Source organism: Aestuariibaculum lutulentum, from assembly GCF_032926325.1.
Lineage (GTDB): Bacteria > Bacteroidota > Bacteroidia > Flavobacteriales > Flavobacteriaceae > Aestuariibaculum > Aestuariibaculum lutulentum.
Genome location: NZ_CP136709.1, coordinates 1,993,916 through 2,009,869, shown reverse-complemented (window position 1 = coordinate 2,009,869; position 15,954 = coordinate 1,993,916). Strand labels below are relative to the sequence as shown.

Below are 15,954 nucleotides of genomic sequence, written 5' to 3'. Positions count from 1 at the left end.
AACCGTTGAAAGATTAATCCTTTATGATTTAAATATCGATTATCGAACAGCGTTTATACAACATGAAAAAACACTTTATTTACTTATCATTTCTAGCATTAAGCTTTACATTATTAAACTGTGGTATTTACTCTTTTACAGGGGCTTCGGTTCCAGCAAACGTAAAAACATTTCAGGTGAATCGTTTTGAAAACACCGCTTTATTATTCGAACCTGGTTTAGATTTAGAATTTCAAAACACATTGCAGGATTTAATCCAAAATCAAACTAATTTGAGTTTGGTAACCACTAATGGAGACTTATTGTACGAAGGCGAAATTACCGATTATCGTATTTCTCCAACCACTGCAACTTCTCAAAACACTGCAGCTCAAAACCGTTTAACTATTTCTGTAAAAGTTAGATTCTTTAATAAGAAAAAAGAGGAAGACGATTTAGAACAAAGTTTCTCTTTCTTCTACGATTATCCAGGATCATCTTTACTTACCGGATCTCAAAAAGCAACAGCTCACGAAGAAATATTTCAGCGTTTAACACAAGACATCTTTAATGCTACACTTGCTAAGTGGTAGTTTTTTGATTGTAAAAAATTATTAAATTTGGCTAAGCCAATGAACCCAACAGATTTTACATATATCCTTCAGCATCCGCAGTCTATAACACACGAGCAGACTGAAGCGGTAAAATCTATCATTGACGAATTTCCATATTTTCAACCGGCACGCGCCATTTATTTAAAAGGCTTAAAAGACCAGAGTAGTTTCAAATACAATCAGGAACTTAAAACCACTGCAGCTTACACAACCGATCGCAGCATTCTGTTTGACTTTATCACTTCTGAAGAATTTCTTCAAAATGAAATTTCAGAATCTATAAAACAAAATATTTCTAATGTTTGGGATATTGAAGTTGATTATGAAGATATTTCGGTAAACCGTCGTGTTGAAATTGACGATAATTTACAACAACAGGTAAAAGATACCACAGGGGTTTTAGATCCTGCACTGTTTGAACCTAAGGAAGCTCGTCTACCAAAAACAATAGAAGTTGCTCCCGAACCTTCTGAAATTAAACCAGAAGACAGTGAATCGCCAGCTATAATATTAAACATTGGTAAGCCTTTCGAATTTGAAAAAAACGAAACGCATTCGTTTAACGAATGGCTGCAACTTACTCGTTTTAAACCCATAGAACGCAACGAACCTGTTGAAGAAAAAACTCAACCAGAACCAGAAGTTGCAAAAGAATCAACAACAGAACCCATAAGTAAACCTGAAACAAACGACAGTTTAGAACGGGAAAAAAAGTTTGATTTAATAGAGAAATTCATTCAGGAAAACCCAAAAATTAACCCGACAAAATCTTCGGCTTCAAAAGGGAATTTAGCCGAAGCACAAATGATACAGCCAGAAGCCTTAATGACAGAGACTTTGGCCAGAATTTACGTAGAACAAAAGAACTATAAAAAAGCAATTCAATCTTATAAAATTTTAAGTTTGAAATATCCAGAAAAAAATAGTTTCTTTGCAAACCAAATTAAAGCAGTACAACAATTACAAGAACAAAATAAATTAGAATAATGAGCACGTTTACAATATTTTTAGCATTAATCGTTATAGTAGCATTTTTACTAATCGTAGTTATCATGGTACAAAACCCAAAAGGAGGCGGGTTATCTTCTTCTTTCGGTGGTGGTGGAACACAACAATTAGGTGGTGTTAAAAAAACAACCGACTTTTTAGACAAAAGTACATGGACGTTAGCAACGCTTTTATTAGTATTAATCTTACTATCTAATATGGCGATTAACAGAGGTGGAGACACTGTAGATTCTAAAGCTTTAGACGCTGAAACTACTGCTCAACCATTACCAAATCCAGTACAATCTGCAGACGACACTGCAACACCTGCTAACGAAGCTGCTGAGTAAAACATGCGACAATCATATATAAAAAATGCCAACTTTTCAAGTTGGCATTTTTTGTTGCTGCAAGTTTGTCAGTTATACACTATTGGCACACTTTTAGAATAAAGCATTCGCGATAAACTTTAATTTTTATAAACTTAAAAATATATACAAATGGCATTGAACATTAAACCATTAGCAGACCGTGTTCTTATTGAACCAGCTGCAGCTGAAACTAAAACCGCTTCAGGAATTATTATTCCAGATAACGCTAAAGAAAAGCCACAAAGAGGAACTGTTATAGCTGCTGGAAAAGGTACTAAAGACGAGCCTATTACAGTACAAGTTGGCGACACTGTTTTATATGGTAAATATGCTGGAACAGAATTAAAATTAGAAGGTAAAGATTATTTAATTATGCGTGAAAGCGACATTTTAGCAATCATTTAATTTCTTAACAACACAAAACAATACATAAAAAATGGCAAAAGATATAAAATTTGATATTGAAGCACGCGATGGTTTAAAACGTGGTGTTGATGCATTAGCAAACGCTGTAAAAGTAACTTTAGGTCCTAAAGGACGTAACGTAATCATCGGAAAAAGTTTTGGTGCACCTCATGTAACTAAAGATGGTGTTTCAGTAGCTAAAGAAATTGAATTAGACGACGCTCTTGAAAACATGGGAGCACAAATGGTAAAAGAAGTAGCTTCAAAAACTAACGATTTGGCAGGTGACGGTACAACAACCGCAACTGTTTTAGCTCAGGCTATCGTGAAAGAAGGATTAAAGAACGTTGCTGCCGGTGCTAATCCAATGGATTTAAAACGTGGTATCGATAAAGCTGTTGAAGCTATCACAAAAGATCTTGAAGCACAATCTCAGGAAGTAGGAAACTCTTCAGAAAAAATCAAACAAGTTGCTGCAATCTCTGCTAACAACGATGACACTATTGGAGAATTAATTGCACAGGCATTCTCTAAAGTTGGTAAAGAAGGCGTGATTACTGTTGAGGAAGCTAAAGGTATGGATACTTATGTTGATGTTGTTGAAGGTATGCAATTCGACCGCGGTTACCTATCGCCTTACTTCGTTACAAATACAGATAAAATGATTGCTGAATTAGACAATCCTTATATCTTATTATTCGATAAAAAGATTTCTAACTTACAGGAAATCCTTCCAATATTAGAACCAGTTGCTCAATCTGGCCGTCCTTTATTAATCATCGCTGAAGATGTAGACGGACAAGCATTAGCTACTTTAGTAGTAAACAAATTACGAGGTGGATTAAAAATCGCTGCCGTTAAAGCTCCTGGTTTTGGTGACAGACGTAAAGCCATGTTAGAAGATATCGCTATCTTAACTGGTGGTGTCGTTATTTCTGAAGAAAGAGGTTTTACTTTAGAAAATGCAGATTTAAGCATGTTAGGTACTGCTGAAACTGTAACGATTGATAAAGACAATACAACTATTGTTAACGGTTCTGGTGATGCGGACAACATTAAAGCTCGCGTAAACCAAATTAAAGCGCAAATTGAAACAACTACTAGCGATTACGACAAAGAAAAATTACAGGAGCGCTTAGCTAAATTAGCTGGTGGTGTTGCTGTTCTTTACGTTGGTGCTGCTTCTGAAGTTGAAATGAAAGAGAAAAAAGACCGTGTTGATGATGCTTTACATGCAACAAGAGCTGCTGTAGAAGAAGGTATCGTTGCAGGTGGTGGTGTCGCTTTAGTGAGAGCAAAAGCTGTTTTAGAAGGACTTACTACTGAAAACTTAGACGAAGTTACAGGTATTCAAATCGTAGCTCGTGCTATCGAAGCGCCTTTACGCACTATCGTAGAAAATGCAGGTGGTGAGGGTAGCGTTGTTGTAAACAAAGTATTAGAAGGTGATGCTAACTTTGGTTACGATGCTAAATCTGAAGCTTATGTTGATATGCTTAAAGCAGGTATTATCGATCCTAAGAAAGTAACACGTGTAGCATTAGAAAATGCAGCATCTGTTTCTGGAATGATCTTAACTACTGAGTGTGCTCTAGTTGATATTAAAGAAGATGCGCCAGCTATGCCAATGGGTGGTGGTATGCCAGGTATGATGTAATCGAGAACCTCGATACGCAAATAATAAATTCAAAAAACGCTCCAACAAATGTTGGAGCGTTTTTTTATGACTTTATTTATTCAGCTTATAATAGTAAAACGCTGGTAACAACAGTAATAATATTAAAGGCTGAATAAGAAATCTTCTAAAATTGAAAAACAAGTAATAATCTTCCTGTCTCGGATTAACAACAAAATACAGGAATATTAAAATTAATACAATATATGCAACGGCATAAAAGAACACCGAAAACTTAACAATCGACAAATCTTTAAAAAACAAATAGAGAATACCTAACGACACCAAAGTATTCAACCAAAAGCGCAAACTGGTATAAAACACAAGCTTTGCCAACTCACGCCTTGGGCTATCGATGTATAAATAGTCATTTTTAAAAAACGTAAGATACGGGTCATAAAACAAATTACCTTCGTAAGCGCGGATTAGAATCAACAATCCAAATAAAACAGCAAGCAATATGTAAGTTAAAGCTTTAGGCATTTACATGTTCTATTTTTGAAAACCGATTCACCCAAAATACCCAAAGTAAAAACATCATACCATAAATAATCACGGGAAATATAACTTCATGTAATACAGCTTCATACTTTGGATAGTAATACAACCCTAAATTAATGATAACAATTCGAACAAGATTCACCACATAAATTAAAACACTTCCAAATAACATGTAGATAAAAGTGGTTTTTAAATCTGATGCAAAGGCAGCAATAAATGATACGAACAGAATAATCACACTAAAGGCATTACAACCTTCAATAATTCTCGAAATATAACTGCCATTCAACAAAACTTTAATAGAAGGTTCGTTTGGATGTGGAATCATTTCTACATGATACCCTAAAACCTGTAACAAATCCTGACATTGCAAAGCCACTAAATGCGTTATATAATCCGGATAATACAAGGAACCGTCTGAAAATTGTAAGTAAAACTTATACCCTAACGACAACATCAAATAAACTGACAAAAAGGTCAGTATAAATTTAATAACGAGTTTGTATTTTACTAGAAGTGCTTTCAAATGATAACGTTAAAATTCCTTTTAACTGAATTTCGAAATTACAGCTTTTTAAATACTTTTGCTAAAACTTTTGAATTATGATTTTTGAAACCCTAAAACCTCAAGTAGAAACTATAATCGCAAATACGTCTAAATCGGTAGACGAGCGTCTTTTAAATATTTGCGAAATTTTAGAAGCAAATGTTAGTTATTACAATTGGGTTGGATTTTATTTTAGAAACGGTGATAAAGAAGAATTAAAACTTGGTCCTTATGTTGGCGAACCAACCGACCACACAATTATTCCGTTTGGAAAAGGCATTTGCGGACAAGTAGCTGTAAGCAACCAAAATTTTGTAGTTCCAGATGTTACGGCTCAAGACAACTACATAGCTTGTAGCATTACTGTAAAGGCTGAAATCGTAATCCCTGTTTTTGTTAATGGTGAAAATATTGGGCAAATCGACATTGACTCTAACACCCCTGACCCGTTTACCGAAGCCGACGAACGCTTTTTAGAATTTGTTTGCGCTCAGGTGGCATCCATTTTATAGTCAAATTTCAGCTTCAAAAGCTTGCATTTTTAGCTTAATTAACAAGTGTTTTTCACCCAATTTTAAAGCAAAAAATTCTCCGTGTTTTTTCAACATTTCTAAGTCTGTTTTTGAGCAAAAAATAACTACTTTTGCACTTTATAACTAGTTTAGAAAAATGAGCAACGAAAAAACAGTAAAATCAGCATTAATTTCAGTATTTAGTAAAGACGGTTTAGAGCCAATCGTAAAAAAACTAAACGAACAAGGTGTAACCATCTACTCTACTGGAGGAACTCAAACATTCATTAACGACTTAGGTATCGACGTCGTTCCTGTTGAAGAAATTACATCTTACCCATCTATTCTTGGTGGTCGTGTAAAAACATTACACCCAAAAGTATTTGGTGGTATTTTAAACAGACAAAATAATGAAAGTGACGTTAAAGAATTGGCGGATTTCGAAATCCCTCAAATCGATGTCGTTATTGTTGATTTATACCCGTTTGAAAAAACAGTTGCTTCAGGCGCTAGCGAACAAGATATTATTGAAAAAATCGATATAGGTGGAATTTCGTTAATTCGTGCGGCTGCTAAAAACTTTGCAGATGTTACCTGTGTAGCTTCAGTTGATGATTATGCTGAATTCTTAGAAATCATTTCTAAAAACAACGGAAGCATTTCATTAGAAGACAGAAAACGTTTTGCTACAAAAGCCTTCAACGTATCATCGCACTACGATTCTGCTATCTTCAACTACTTCAACCAAAACAATGAAGAAGTAGTTTTAAAAATTAGCGAAACTAACGGTAAAGCTTTACGTTACGGAGAAAACCCACACCAAAAAGGATCGTTCTTCGGAGATTTCGACGCGATGTTTACCAAACTTAACGGAAAAGAATTAAGCTACAACAACCTATTAGATGTTGATGCTGCCGTTAACTTAATTAACGAATTTAAAGGTGAAGCACCTACATTCGCTATCTTAAAACACAACAATGCTTGTGGTTTTGCTCAAAGCGAAACGATTCACCAGGCTTACGTTGATGCTTTAGCCGGAGATCCTGTTTCTGCCTTTGGTGGAGTTTTAATCAGCAACACGGCTATTGATAAAGCAACTGCTGAAGAAATCAACAGTTTATTCTGTGAAGTAATTATCGCCCCAGCTTACGAAGACGAAGCTGTAGAAATCTTAAAAAGCAAAAAGAACAGAATTATCCTTGTTTTAAATGATGTAGAATTACCTCAAACAAACGTTAGAAGTTGTTTAAACGGAATTCTTGTTCAAGACAGAAACAATGTAACAGATACTATTGAAGGTTTAACTTACGTGACTAACAACAAGCCTTCTCAAGCCGAGTTAGAAGATTTAATCTTTGCTTCAAAAATTTGTAAGCACACAAAATCTAACACCATCATTTTAGTTAAAAACAAACAATTATGTGCTGGTGGAACTGGACAAACAAGCCGTGTTGACGCTCTAGAGCAAGCAATTCACAAAGCAAACTCATTTAACTTTGATTTAAATGGTGCGGTAATGGCAAGTGATGCATTTTTCCCATTCCCTGATTGTGTAGAGATTGCAAACAAAGCAGGTATTAAAGCGGTTATTCAACCAGGTGGTTCTATTAAAGACCAATTAAGCATCGATTACTGTAACGATAACGATGTGGCTATGGTATTTACAGGAACACGTCACTTTAAACACTAAAAACACACAAATATTAAGGTTTAAATAGTCTAAAGCTTGATAAATCTCGTATAACTACACTAAGTACGAATTTATTAAAATTTGTAGGCATTTAAACCTTAATATATTTATTAACTTTTACTACATTTACGAGAAACGTTTTAAACCTCAAAAATTATTTAATTGCCCATGGGATTTTTTGACTTCCTAACCGAAGAAATCGCAATAGATTTAGGTACTGCCAACACCTTAATTATTCACAACGACAAAGTTGTTGTTGATGCTCCTTCTATCGTTGCTCGCGATAGAGTATCAGGTAAAATTATTGCCGTCGGACAGGAAGCCAGTTTAATGCAGGGAAAAACCCATGAGAACATTAAAACCATTCGTCCGTTAAAAGACGGGGTTATTGCAGATTTCGACGCTTCAGAACAAATGATTAGTATGTTTATTAGAAACATACCGGCATTAAAAAAGAAGTTCTTCACGCCTGCTTTACGTATGGTGGTTTGTATTCCTTCAGGAATTACAGAGGTTGAGATGCGTGCCGTTAAAGAAAGTGCCGAGCGCGTAAATGGTAAAGAGGTTTACTTAATTCACGAACCAATGGCTGCGGCAATTGGTATTGGTGTAGATATTATGCAACCTAAAGGAAATATGATTGTAGATATAGGTGGTGGTACTACCGAAATCGCCGTTATTGCCTTAGGAGGTATTGTATGTGACAAATCGGTAAAAATTGCGGGAGACGTATTTACAAACGATATTGTTTACTACATGCGTACACAACACAACTTATATGTTGGTGAGCGTACTGCTGAAAAAATTAAAATTCAAATTGGTGCAGCAACCGAAGATTTAGAGTTGCCACCAGACGATATGAGCGTTCAGGGTCGTGATTTATTAACAGGAAAACCTAAACAGGTTTCTATATCACACCGTGAAATTGCTAAAGCCCTTGATAAATCTATTTTACGAATTGAAGATGCGGTTATGGAAACCTTATCGCAAACCCCGCCCGAATTAGCTGCCGATATTTACAATACTGGTATTTATCTTGCCGGTGGTGGTTCTATGCTTAGAGGTTTAGACAAACGTTTATCTTTAAAAACAGATTTACCGGTTTATATCGCAGAAGATCCTTTAAGAGCCGTAGTAAGAGGTACAGGCATTACACTTAAAAATTTACCTAAATACAAAAGTGTACTGATTAAATAGGCGTATAAAACATGCAACAGATTATTAATTTCATAATAAGAAACAAAAACTTCTTGTTGTTCTTGTTGCTGTTTGGTATTTCCTTGTTTTTTACAATTCAGTCGCATTCGTATCACAAAAGTAAGTTTATAAATTCGGCAAACTTTTTAACAGGTGGCGTTTACAATTCGGTAAGTAATATTAATGGCTATTTCAATTTAAAATCGCAAAACGAGATTTTAGCTGAAGAAAACAACTATCTAAAAAACTTACTATATAATTCAAATACCAAAGCTGATTCTGTTTTTATAGACACTTTAGACACGCAGGATATTTATAAATTTAGAACTGCTAATATTATTAGAAACAATTATTCGTCAACCGACAATATGCTTCTAATCAACAAAGGCTCTAAAGATAGTATTCATGAAGATTTTGGTGTTATTTCATCGAAAGGTATAATAGGTGTGGTTAACAAAACCAGCCGAAATTATGCTACAGTAATTTCAGTATTAAATACCACAATAAAAATTAGTGCGCAATTAAAGAAAACAAATCACTATGGCTCATTAACCTGGAATGGTAAAAATCCTGCTTTTGCACAGCTAATCGACATTCAAAAAATAGCGCCTGTTAAAAAAGGCGACACTATTGTAACAACTGGAATGTCTTCTATTTTCCCTAAAGGAATTCCTGTGGGTGTTGTTGATAATTTTAAGTTAGATGCTGCTGAAAACTTTTATGAAATTAACGTGAAGTTATTCAACGATATGACCAATATCGAACATGTTTATATTATAGAAAACACCGATAAAGAAGAAATAAACAATTTAATAAGCGGAAGAGGAAATGAATAATACCGCTTACTCAAATATTGCCCGCTTTATTGTTCTAGTACTGGTTCAGGTACTTATATGTAACCACATCAATTTCTTAGGTTATATTAATCCGTACCCATACATTTTATTCATTTTATTATTTCCGGTAAAAAACAATCGTTTATTAATTATCTTTTTAAGTTTTTTAATAGGATTAGCTATCGATTTGTTTCAGGATTCCGGAGGTATTCACGCAGCAGCAAGTGTTTTTATTGCTTACGCAAGACCATTAATTTTAAAGTTCTCCTTTGGGATGATGTACGAGCACCAAACCATTAAATTTGATAATGTGGAGTTTGGATCTAAATTCACCTATATTTCCATACTTACGCTATTGCATCAATTTGTATTGTTTTCTTTAGAAATATTTAATGCTTCAAAAGTAATTTTAGTGCTTCAGAAAACGTTATTCTCAAGTATATTTACTATTTTATTGTGCATTCTTGCAACCATTATTTTTAGCAGAAAAAAATAGATGAGACAGTTTTTGCTTTACATTATTATAGTTCTAGCAGGATTATTGTTTATTTCTAGGCTATTTTATCTCCAAATCTATAATCCGAGTAGTGATAATTTATTTGAAGACAATGCCATTAGAAAAGTTTACGATTATCCGAAGCGCGGTTTTGTTTTCGACAGAAACGGTGAACTATTAGTATCTAACCAGCCATCGTACGATGTGATGGTGATTCCTCGTGAAGTAAAACCACTGGACACTTTAGAGTTTTGTTCGTTATTGAAAATAGACAAACAACGCTTTAAAGATATTTACGACAAAGCATACCACTACTCGCCTCGCTTACCTTCAGTGTTTATTCCGCAGTTATCAAAAGCCGATTATGCTGTTTTACAGGAAAAAATGCGGAAGTTCGAAGGTTTTTATATTCAGAAACGTTCGCTCAGACATTATCAGACTTCTATCGGTGCTAACGTTCTAGGAGATATTGGTGAGGTGAACTACGGAGATATGAAAAATGATCCGTATTATAAATCTGGAGATTTAAAAGGAAAACAAGGTATCGAAGCTTCTTACGAAAATATTCTACGCGGTGTAAAAGGGATCAAGTTCATTCAAAAAGATCGATTTAATAGAAATATTGGCCCCTATAAAGAAGGGATTTATGACACCCTTCCTGTTCAGGGAAAAGACATTACTATTACCATTGATGCCAATTTACAGGCTTACGGAGAATTATTAATGCGTAATAAACGTGGTGGAGTCATAGCCATTGAACCTTCATCTGGTGAGATTCTTGCCATGATTGCTGCCCCAACCTATAACCCCAACTTATTAGTCGGTCGAGATCGTTCTAAAAACTTCACTAAACTGTTTAACGATTCTATTGCTAAACCGCTTTTCAACAGAAGTTTACAAGGTGTTTATGAACCTGGTTCCCCTTTCAAATTGATGAATGCTTTAATAGCACTTCAGGAGGGCGTTATGACACCTAATGAAACAGTAACCTGTTCAGGAGGCTACCATTATGGTGGTCGTGTTATGAAATGCCACTGTGCCTATGGCACCAGAAACAATATGATTGGTGGCATTCAGCATTCCTGTAACGCATACTTTGCTACGGCCTATCGAAAAATATTAGATAAAAACGGAAGCGCTTCAGATGGCATTGACAAATGGAGTGCACATGCCAAGAGTTTTGGTTTAGGAAACTTTTTAAACAACGATTTGTTCGTGGGGCAAAAAGGAAGAATTCCTGATAGAGATTATTACAAATACATTTATCCGAATACCTTCTACTCTACTTATACCATATCAAACGCTATTGGTCAGGGTGAGGTGGCTACCACGCCTATTCAATTAGCCAATATGATAGCAGCTATAGCTAATCGTGGTTATTATTACACACCGCATATCATTAAGCACATTGAAGGTGAAGAAATCCCGGAAGATTTTACAACGCCTAAATACACAACCATAGATAAACAAAATTTCGAACCGGTTATTGAAGGCATGTTACAAGTATATCGCCAAGGAACTGCATCTGCCTTACAGGTAAAAGATATTGACATTTGCGGAAAAACGGGTACGGTGGAAAACTTTGCAATTATAGACAGTGTAAAAACGCAGCTTACCGACCACTCTATATTTGTGGCTTTCGCACCTAAAGAAAACCCAAAAATTGCCTTAGCTGTTTTTGTTGAAAATGGATATTGGGGAAGCCGCTTTGCTGGTCGTGTAGCAAGTTTACTTATAGAAAAACATCTAAAAGGAGAAATTACACGTACAGATTTAGAAGACTGGTTATTAAGACATACCTTAGAACATGAATATGAAAAGCCATATTCAGGAAAACCATTTGGGATAAACAGAGCAACAACATTAGAACAAGTATCGCCGGAAGAATACAAAGAACTAAAAGAAGAATTAGCCAAACTTAACAACCAAAATATTAATGGTTAGAGACACACATCGACATTTTAAATTTGACTGGATTACCATTTTTCTTTTTCTACTGTTAGCTGGCTTTGGTTGGATTAATATTATATCGGCGTCTCATGTTGGCGAAGGCATTGATTATTTTGACTTTTCGCAACCCTACGGCAAGCAGCTTATCTTTATCTTCTTAACGTTTATACTTATTGTATTGTTACTCGCCATAGACGCGAAATTTTACGAACGGTTCTCCAGTGTTATTTATATTATATCCATGCTCTCCCTTATGGGATTATTTGTATTTGGTAAAAATGTAAACGGAGCGACCTCCTGGTATGGCATTGGAGGCATGACGATTCAGCCCAGTGAGTTTGCCAAGACCGCAACGGCACTGGCTGTTGCCAAATACGTAAGTGACCTAAATACCAATATAAAAACCTTTAAAGACCAAATACAGGTTTTTATAATCATTATCATTCCTGCCCTATTAGTATTACTACAAAACGATACTGGTAGTACTATTGTTTACGGTGCGTTTTTCTTTGTTTTATATCGCGAAGGATTACCAAAATTCTATTTAAATATTGGAGTTTCCCTCATCCTAATATCCATTTTATCACTAAAATTTGGAGGATTAATAGCAACAATTGTTGCAGGCATTTTAATCTTCGGATATTATTTTTTAAATAAACGAAGATCTAATCTTTTAGCATTCGTTGCTGTTTTTTTATTATCAGCTGGTGTCGCCTTCGGAATAAAATTCTTTTACAATTCGGTATTACAACCTCACCAAAAAGACCGTATTAGTTTATGGCTTCGCTTAGAAAAAGACCCGGAAAAGTTAGAGCAAATGAAAAGAACTTTTGCATATAATTTAAACGAGTCTGAAAAAGCCATTGGTTCCGGTGGTTTTACAGGAAGAGGTTTTATGGAAGGTACTCGAACGACTGGTAAATTTGTACCTGAACAGCACACCGATTATATTTTCAGTACTGTTGGCGAAGAATGGGGATTTCTTGGAAGTTCTCTTGTTGTTATTGTATTCATTCTGTTATTGCTTAGAATTCTTCATTTAGCCGAATTACAAAAATCGCAGTTTAGCCGGGTTTACGGTTACAGTGTTGCGGCCATTATTTTTGTGCATTTCTTTATAAATATTGGGATGGTTATGGGTTTAATACCTACCATTGGTATTCCTCTTCCGTTATTTAGTTATGGTGGTTCCGGACTTTGGGCATTTACCATTTTAATCTTTATCTTTATAAAATTAGATTCGAACAGAATCAATGAATGGTAGTCTAAAACAGACTTTTATCAATCCTCATTTTATGAAAGTATATAGAATTCTTTTCTTAGGAATAGTTATGGCTATGTTCTCTTGTCACGGACCAAAAAATCTTTTTCGAAATGGATTTTCAACAGAACAAACTGCCTTAATAATGGATTCAGACTCTTTCGCTCCTATGCGTGTTTATAATATCACAAACAAAAAAGATTCTCTTTTACTCCGCTCTAAAAGTTCAAAAATAAAGGCCAATCCCGATGATGTCATTTTACAGCAGTTTGTAAAACGTTTATACGCGACTGTAAGAGACAGTATGTCTATGGGTGTGGGCATTGCTGCGCCTCAGGTTGGAATTTTAAAAAATATTATTTGGGTACAGCGCTTCGATAAAGAAAACCTTCCTTTTGAAGTATACCTAAATCCGGTTATCAAGGAGTATTCTAAAAAGAAACAGGTTTGCAAAGAAGGCTGTTTATCAATCCCTAACAGAAGCGACACTTTAAGCACGAGAGCTTTTAGTATAAAAATTGCTTACGATACTATGGACGCTAAATATAAAACGGAAACGGTTGAAGGTTTTACTTCAGTAATCTTTCAACACGAAATAGACCATTTAAATGGCATCTTGTACCTCGATCATTTATCGAAAGAAATACAAGACGCCACTAAATAATTTACTGTTTTTTGATTTCTAACTTTTCTGCAAAGTAATCACAGAAATCTTTCATGGTTGCAGTCATTTTCTCATCCTGTGTCGCTCGGTGAAACGTGTCACTCATAGCTACAAGAGTTTGATGGAAAAACACTTTCATTTCATCTACAGGCATATCTTTCGTCCATAAGTCGATACGTAACGTTTCCTGTGCATTAGAATCCCAAACCGAAAGCAACATGGCTTTAGCTTCTTCCTGAGCAATACCGCCATCTTCAGCAGTCCAAAATAATTTCTCTGGAATTCTATTCTCGTCAAGTTCTACTTGAAGTTCTATTTTTGAAGTATGATTTTTTGACATTTATTTTCTTGGTTTAAACTTTGAGTTATTAAAAATTTCTTCGGCATTTGCAGTAAGCATATCTTTTAAAGACACCTCATTATTTTTCATATATGCTCTTACAATTTGCCATCCTATATATTGTCCCAGTTGTCCTGGTGATTCTGAATCGATACCTTCCAAATAAAATTTAGAAAACGGTGCATCGGCTATAAATCGTCCTGATAATTTAGAATCGGTGCTGAACAGCATTTCACGCTCTACAAAATAACGCCAGATATAACTTTCATTGGTTTGTGCCCATTTTAATTCGTCTTCTGTATACCCTATTCGAGACGCTTCGCTTTTAAATGGCACCATAATATCCTTAAAATACATTTGTTTTCCGAAATATATCATTTCATCCAAAAAGGTTCTGTTATGAACCGGATAGATATATCTTTTGGCGTATTCTCCTGCCAGATCAACCACAATGTTTTCCTTGTTAAATCCTTCTCGCAAATACACTGGAATACTTTGATAAAACTCATGATCTGCCCCTAAATAATTATCTAAAGCCACAATATCGATGGTATCGGTAACGATAACCCGATTCCTGTAATCGACATCACTGGTAACCGTAATAATTCTTGGTACATGAAATTCCGGGAAATAATATTTTAAGTGATTGAAAAGCGATTCAATGTCCAATTCGGTCTGCGCAAAATTATTGAAGGTTTTATCGACCTCTTTAAATAATACCTTTTGTAAACTATCTGAAGCCTTATCTATCCAAAATGAATCGGTAAATTTTTCATTAAACATAAAAGGGTATGCCGTTTTTAAATCTTTTAATTTAGAAGGCGTTAACTTTGAAAACAACTGGTCGAATCGCTCAACCTTGGCATCAACATTAATTTTTGCAATTTCGCTCTCTAATTTATCTTCTTTTTGACAAGAAATAACACTTGCTAAAAAAATTAAAAACAATAATCCCTGTTTCATATAAAACTTAAACGCTATAAATTTTTATTAATTGGCCGATTCGTTTATTTTTGTTTACAAAGGTACTATTCTTAGAATTAAATTCATTTAATATGCAAACAGAAAAAGTTGTAGATTATATAGTTAATTGGCTAAAAGATTACGCTACAAAAGCAGGCGTAAAAGGATTTGTAATTGGTATATCTGGCGGAATCGATTCTGCCGTAACCTCAACACTTTGTGCCAAAACAGGTTTACCTCTTTTATGTTTAGAAATGCCTATTCACCAGGCACCTAATCAAGTGAGTCGGGCTTTAAACCATATTGAATGGTTACAAGCCAATTTTAAAGATGTTACTATGACACAGGTAAACTTAACACCAGTGTTCGATAGTTTAATTGCTTCTTTACCATCTGTAGAAAGCGAAGAAGAACGGTTTATGTCGTTAGCCAATACCAGAGCCAGACTTAGAATGACTTCCCTTTATTACTTTGCTGCATTAGACAGACTTTTAGTTGCAGGAACTGGTAATAAAGTTGAAGATTTTGGTGTTGGGTTCTATACAAAATATGGTGATGGCGGTGTAGATTTAAGCCCTATTGCCGATTTATACAAAACACAGGTTTACGAAATCGCTAAATTCTTAGGCGTTAATCAGGAAATTATTGATGCAGCACCTACAGACGGATTGTGGGGAGACGATCGTACAGACGAAGACCAAATAGGCGCTTCGTACCCGGAATTGGAATGGGCTATGGAAAGAGATGCCGAAGGTAAGACTGCCGAAGACTTCACTGGACGTGAGCAAGAAGTGTTTAAAATCTACAAACGACTTAATACAGCTAACAAACATAAGATGATTCCTATACCTGTTTGCGAAATTCCAAACAATTTGCTTTAATTATTGCAAATCACATAATAATTACCTACTTTTGTATTAAGCTTATTCTCTCAATTATAATAACCTCTCTAACTAATTATAATAA

Annotated in this window: 18 protein-coding genes; 14 read left to right on the top strand and 4 right to left on the bottom strand. The window is 35.0% G+C overall.

The annotated features are described in order from the left end of the window. Positions 1–62: 62 nt before the first annotated feature. From R1X58_RS08625 to groL, 5 genes are all read left to right on the top strand, one after another. Positions 63–572, top strand: a complete 510-nt coding sequence (locus tag R1X58_RS08625; protein WP_240573584.1) for an LptE family protein — start codon at positions 63–65, stop codon at positions 570–572. 39 nt (positions 573–611) lie between these two features. Next, a complete protein-coding gene (locus R1X58_RS08620; RefSeq protein WP_240573585.1) occupies positions 612–1,580 on the top strand; it encodes a hypothetical protein in 969 nt (322 codons plus the stop codon). Continuing rightward, a complete protein-coding gene (gene secG / locus R1X58_RS08615; RefSeq protein ID WP_240573586.1) occupies positions 1,580–1,930 on the top strand; it encodes a preprotein translocase subunit SecG in 351 nt (116 codons plus the stop codon). The genes R1X58_RS08620 and secG overlap by 1 nt, the downstream gene beginning before the upstream one ends. A gap of 150 nt (positions 1,931–2,080) precedes the next feature. Further along, positions 2,081–2,356, top strand: coding sequence for a co-chaperone GroES (locus R1X58_RS08610; protein ID WP_188216614.1), 276 nt, complete (start codon positions 2,081–2,083; stop codon positions 2,354–2,356). Positions 2,357–2,387: 31 nt separating this feature from the next. Next, the gene (gene groL, locus R1X58_RS08605) at positions 2,388–4,013 is read left to right on the top strand and encodes a chaperonin GroEL (protein WP_240573587.1); all 1,626 of its coding nucleotides are present in this window, start codon (positions 2,388–2,390) and stop codon (positions 4,011–4,013) included. 72 nt (positions 4,014–4,085) lie between these two features. Here groL and R1X58_RS08600 read toward each other — a convergent pair whose 3' ends face one another. Further along, entirely contained in the window at positions 4,086–4,514 is a 429-nt protein-coding gene (locus tag R1X58_RS08600; protein ID WP_240573588.1) for an exosortase F system-associated membrane protein, read from the bottom strand. Beyond that, a complete protein-coding gene (gene xrtF, locus R1X58_RS08595; protein ID WP_255802908.1) occupies positions 4,507–5,058 on the bottom strand; it encodes an exosortase family protein XrtF in 552 nt (183 codons plus the stop codon). Before xrtF ends, R1X58_RS08600 begins: the two co-directional genes overlap by 8 nt. A 77-nt stretch (positions 5,059–5,135) precedes the next feature. On the opposite strand from xrtF, the gene R1X58_RS08590 reads away from it, so the two are divergent. From R1X58_RS08590 to def, 8 genes are all read left to right on the top strand, one after another. Further along, positions 5,136–5,591, top strand: coding sequence for a GAF domain-containing protein (locus tag R1X58_RS08590; RefSeq protein ID WP_240573590.1), 456 nt, complete (start codon positions 5,136–5,138; stop codon positions 5,589–5,591). A 157-nt stretch (positions 5,592–5,748) separates the two neighbouring features. Beyond that, positions 5,749–7,281: a bifunctional phosphoribosylaminoimidazolecarboxamide formyltransferase/IMP cyclohydrolase gene (gene purH / locus R1X58_RS08585; RefSeq protein ID WP_240573591.1), complete on the top strand. Its 1,533-nt coding sequence runs from the start codon at positions 5,749–5,751 to the stop codon at positions 7,279–7,281. Between the two features lie 168 nt (positions 7,282–7,449). Further along, positions 7,450–8,478, top strand: a complete 1,029-nt coding sequence (locus R1X58_RS08580) for a rod shape-determining protein (RefSeq protein ID WP_240573592.1) — start codon at positions 7,450–7,452, stop codon at positions 8,476–8,478. Between the two features lie 11 nt (positions 8,479–8,489). After that, on the top strand, positions 8,490–9,314 hold the full coding sequence (mreC, locus tag R1X58_RS08575; RefSeq protein ID WP_240573593.1) for a rod shape-determining protein MreC: 825 nt from the start codon (positions 8,490–8,492) through the stop codon (positions 9,312–9,314). Beyond that, entirely contained in the window at positions 9,307–9,810 is a 504-nt protein-coding gene (locus tag R1X58_RS08570; protein WP_240573594.1) for a rod shape-determining protein MreD, read from the top strand. Before mreC ends, R1X58_RS08570 begins: the two co-directional genes overlap by 8 nt. After that, positions 9,811–11,754, top strand: coding sequence for a penicillin-binding protein 2 (mrdA, locus tag R1X58_RS08565; protein WP_240573595.1), 1,944 nt, complete (start codon positions 9,811–9,813; stop codon positions 11,752–11,754). Further along, positions 11,747–13,024 (top strand): rod shape-determining protein RodA, encoded by a 1,278-nt coding sequence (gene rodA / locus R1X58_RS08560; RefSeq protein WP_240573596.1) that lies wholly within the window; start codon positions 11,747–11,749, stop codon positions 13,022–13,024. Before mrdA ends, rodA begins: the two co-directional genes overlap by 8 nt. 31 nt (positions 13,025–13,055) lie before the next feature. After that, a complete protein-coding gene (gene def / locus R1X58_RS08555) occupies positions 13,056–13,685 on the top strand; it encodes a peptide deformylase (RefSeq protein ID WP_240573597.1) in 630 nt (209 codons plus the stop codon). A gap of 1 nt (position 13,686) precedes the next feature. Here the strand turns inward: def and gldC are convergent, their stop codons facing one another. Further along, positions 13,687–14,025, bottom strand: a complete 339-nt coding sequence (gene gldC, locus R1X58_RS08550; protein ID WP_240573598.1) for a gliding motility protein GldC — start codon at positions 14,023–14,025, stop codon at positions 13,687–13,689. After that, a complete protein-coding gene (gene gldB, locus R1X58_RS08545; RefSeq protein WP_240573599.1) occupies positions 14,026–14,988 on the bottom strand; it encodes a gliding motility lipoprotein GldB in 963 nt (320 codons plus the stop codon). A gap of 92 nt (positions 14,989–15,080) precedes the next feature. On the opposite strand from gldB, the gene nadE reads away from it, so the two are divergent. Next, on the top strand, positions 15,081–15,869 hold the full coding sequence (nadE, locus tag R1X58_RS08540) for an NAD(+) synthase (RefSeq protein ID WP_240573600.1): 789 nt from the start codon (positions 15,081–15,083) through the stop codon (positions 15,867–15,869). The last annotated feature ends 85 nt before the right edge of the window (positions 15,870–15,954 follow it).

Coding starts and splice junctions, on each gene's coding strand:
- R1X58_RS08625 (WP_240573584.1), top strand. CDS start 63: ATGAAAAAACACTTTATTTACTTATCATTTCTAGCATTAAGCTTTACA.
- R1X58_RS08620 (WP_240573585.1), top strand. CDS start 612: ATGAACCCAACAGATTTTACATATATCCTTCAGCATCCGCAGTCTATA.
- secG (WP_240573586.1), top strand. CDS start 1,580: ATGAGCACGTTTACAATATTTTTAGCATTAATCGTTATAGTAGCATTT.
- R1X58_RS08610 (WP_188216614.1), top strand. CDS start 2,081: ATGGCATTGAACATTAAACCATTAGCAGACCGTGTTCTTATTGAACCA.
- groL (WP_240573587.1), top strand. CDS start 2,388: ATGGCAAAAGATATAAAATTTGATATTGAAGCACGCGATGGTTTAAAA.
- R1X58_RS08600 (WP_240573588.1), bottom strand. CDS start 4,514: ATGCCTAAAGCTTTAACTTACATATTGCTTGCTGTTTTATTTGGATTG.
- R1X58_RS08590 (WP_240573590.1), top strand. CDS start 5,136: ATGATTTTTGAAACCCTAAAACCTCAAGTAGAAACTATAATCGCAAAT.
- purH (WP_240573591.1), top strand. CDS start 5,749: ATGAGCAACGAAAAAACAGTAAAATCAGCATTAATTTCAGTATTTAGT.
- R1X58_RS08580 (WP_240573592.1), top strand. CDS start 7,450: ATGGGATTTTTTGACTTCCTAACCGAAGAAATCGCAATAGATTTAGGT.
- mreC (WP_240573593.1), top strand. CDS start 8,490: ATGCAACAGATTATTAATTTCATAATAAGAAACAAAAACTTCTTGTTG.
- R1X58_RS08570 (WP_240573594.1), top strand. CDS start 9,307: ATGAATAATACCGCTTACTCAAATATTGCCCGCTTTATTGTTCTAGTA.
- mrdA (WP_240573595.1), top strand. CDS start 9,811: ATGAGACAGTTTTTGCTTTACATTATTATAGTTCTAGCAGGATTATTG.
- rodA (WP_240573596.1), top strand. CDS start 11,747: ATGGTTAGAGACACACATCGACATTTTAAATTTGACTGGATTACCATT.
- def (WP_240573597.1), top strand. CDS start 13,056: ATGAAAGTATATAGAATTCTTTTCTTAGGAATAGTTATGGCTATGTTC.
- gldC (WP_240573598.1), bottom strand. CDS start 14,025: ATGTCAAAAAATCATACTTCAAAAATAGAACTTCAAGTAGAACTTGAC.
- gldB (WP_240573599.1), bottom strand. CDS start 14,988: ATGAAACAGGGATTATTGTTTTTAATTTTTTTAGCAAGTGTTATTTCT.
- nadE (WP_240573600.1), top strand. CDS start 15,081: ATGCAAACAGAAAAAGTTGTAGATTATATAGTTAATTGGCTAAAAGAT.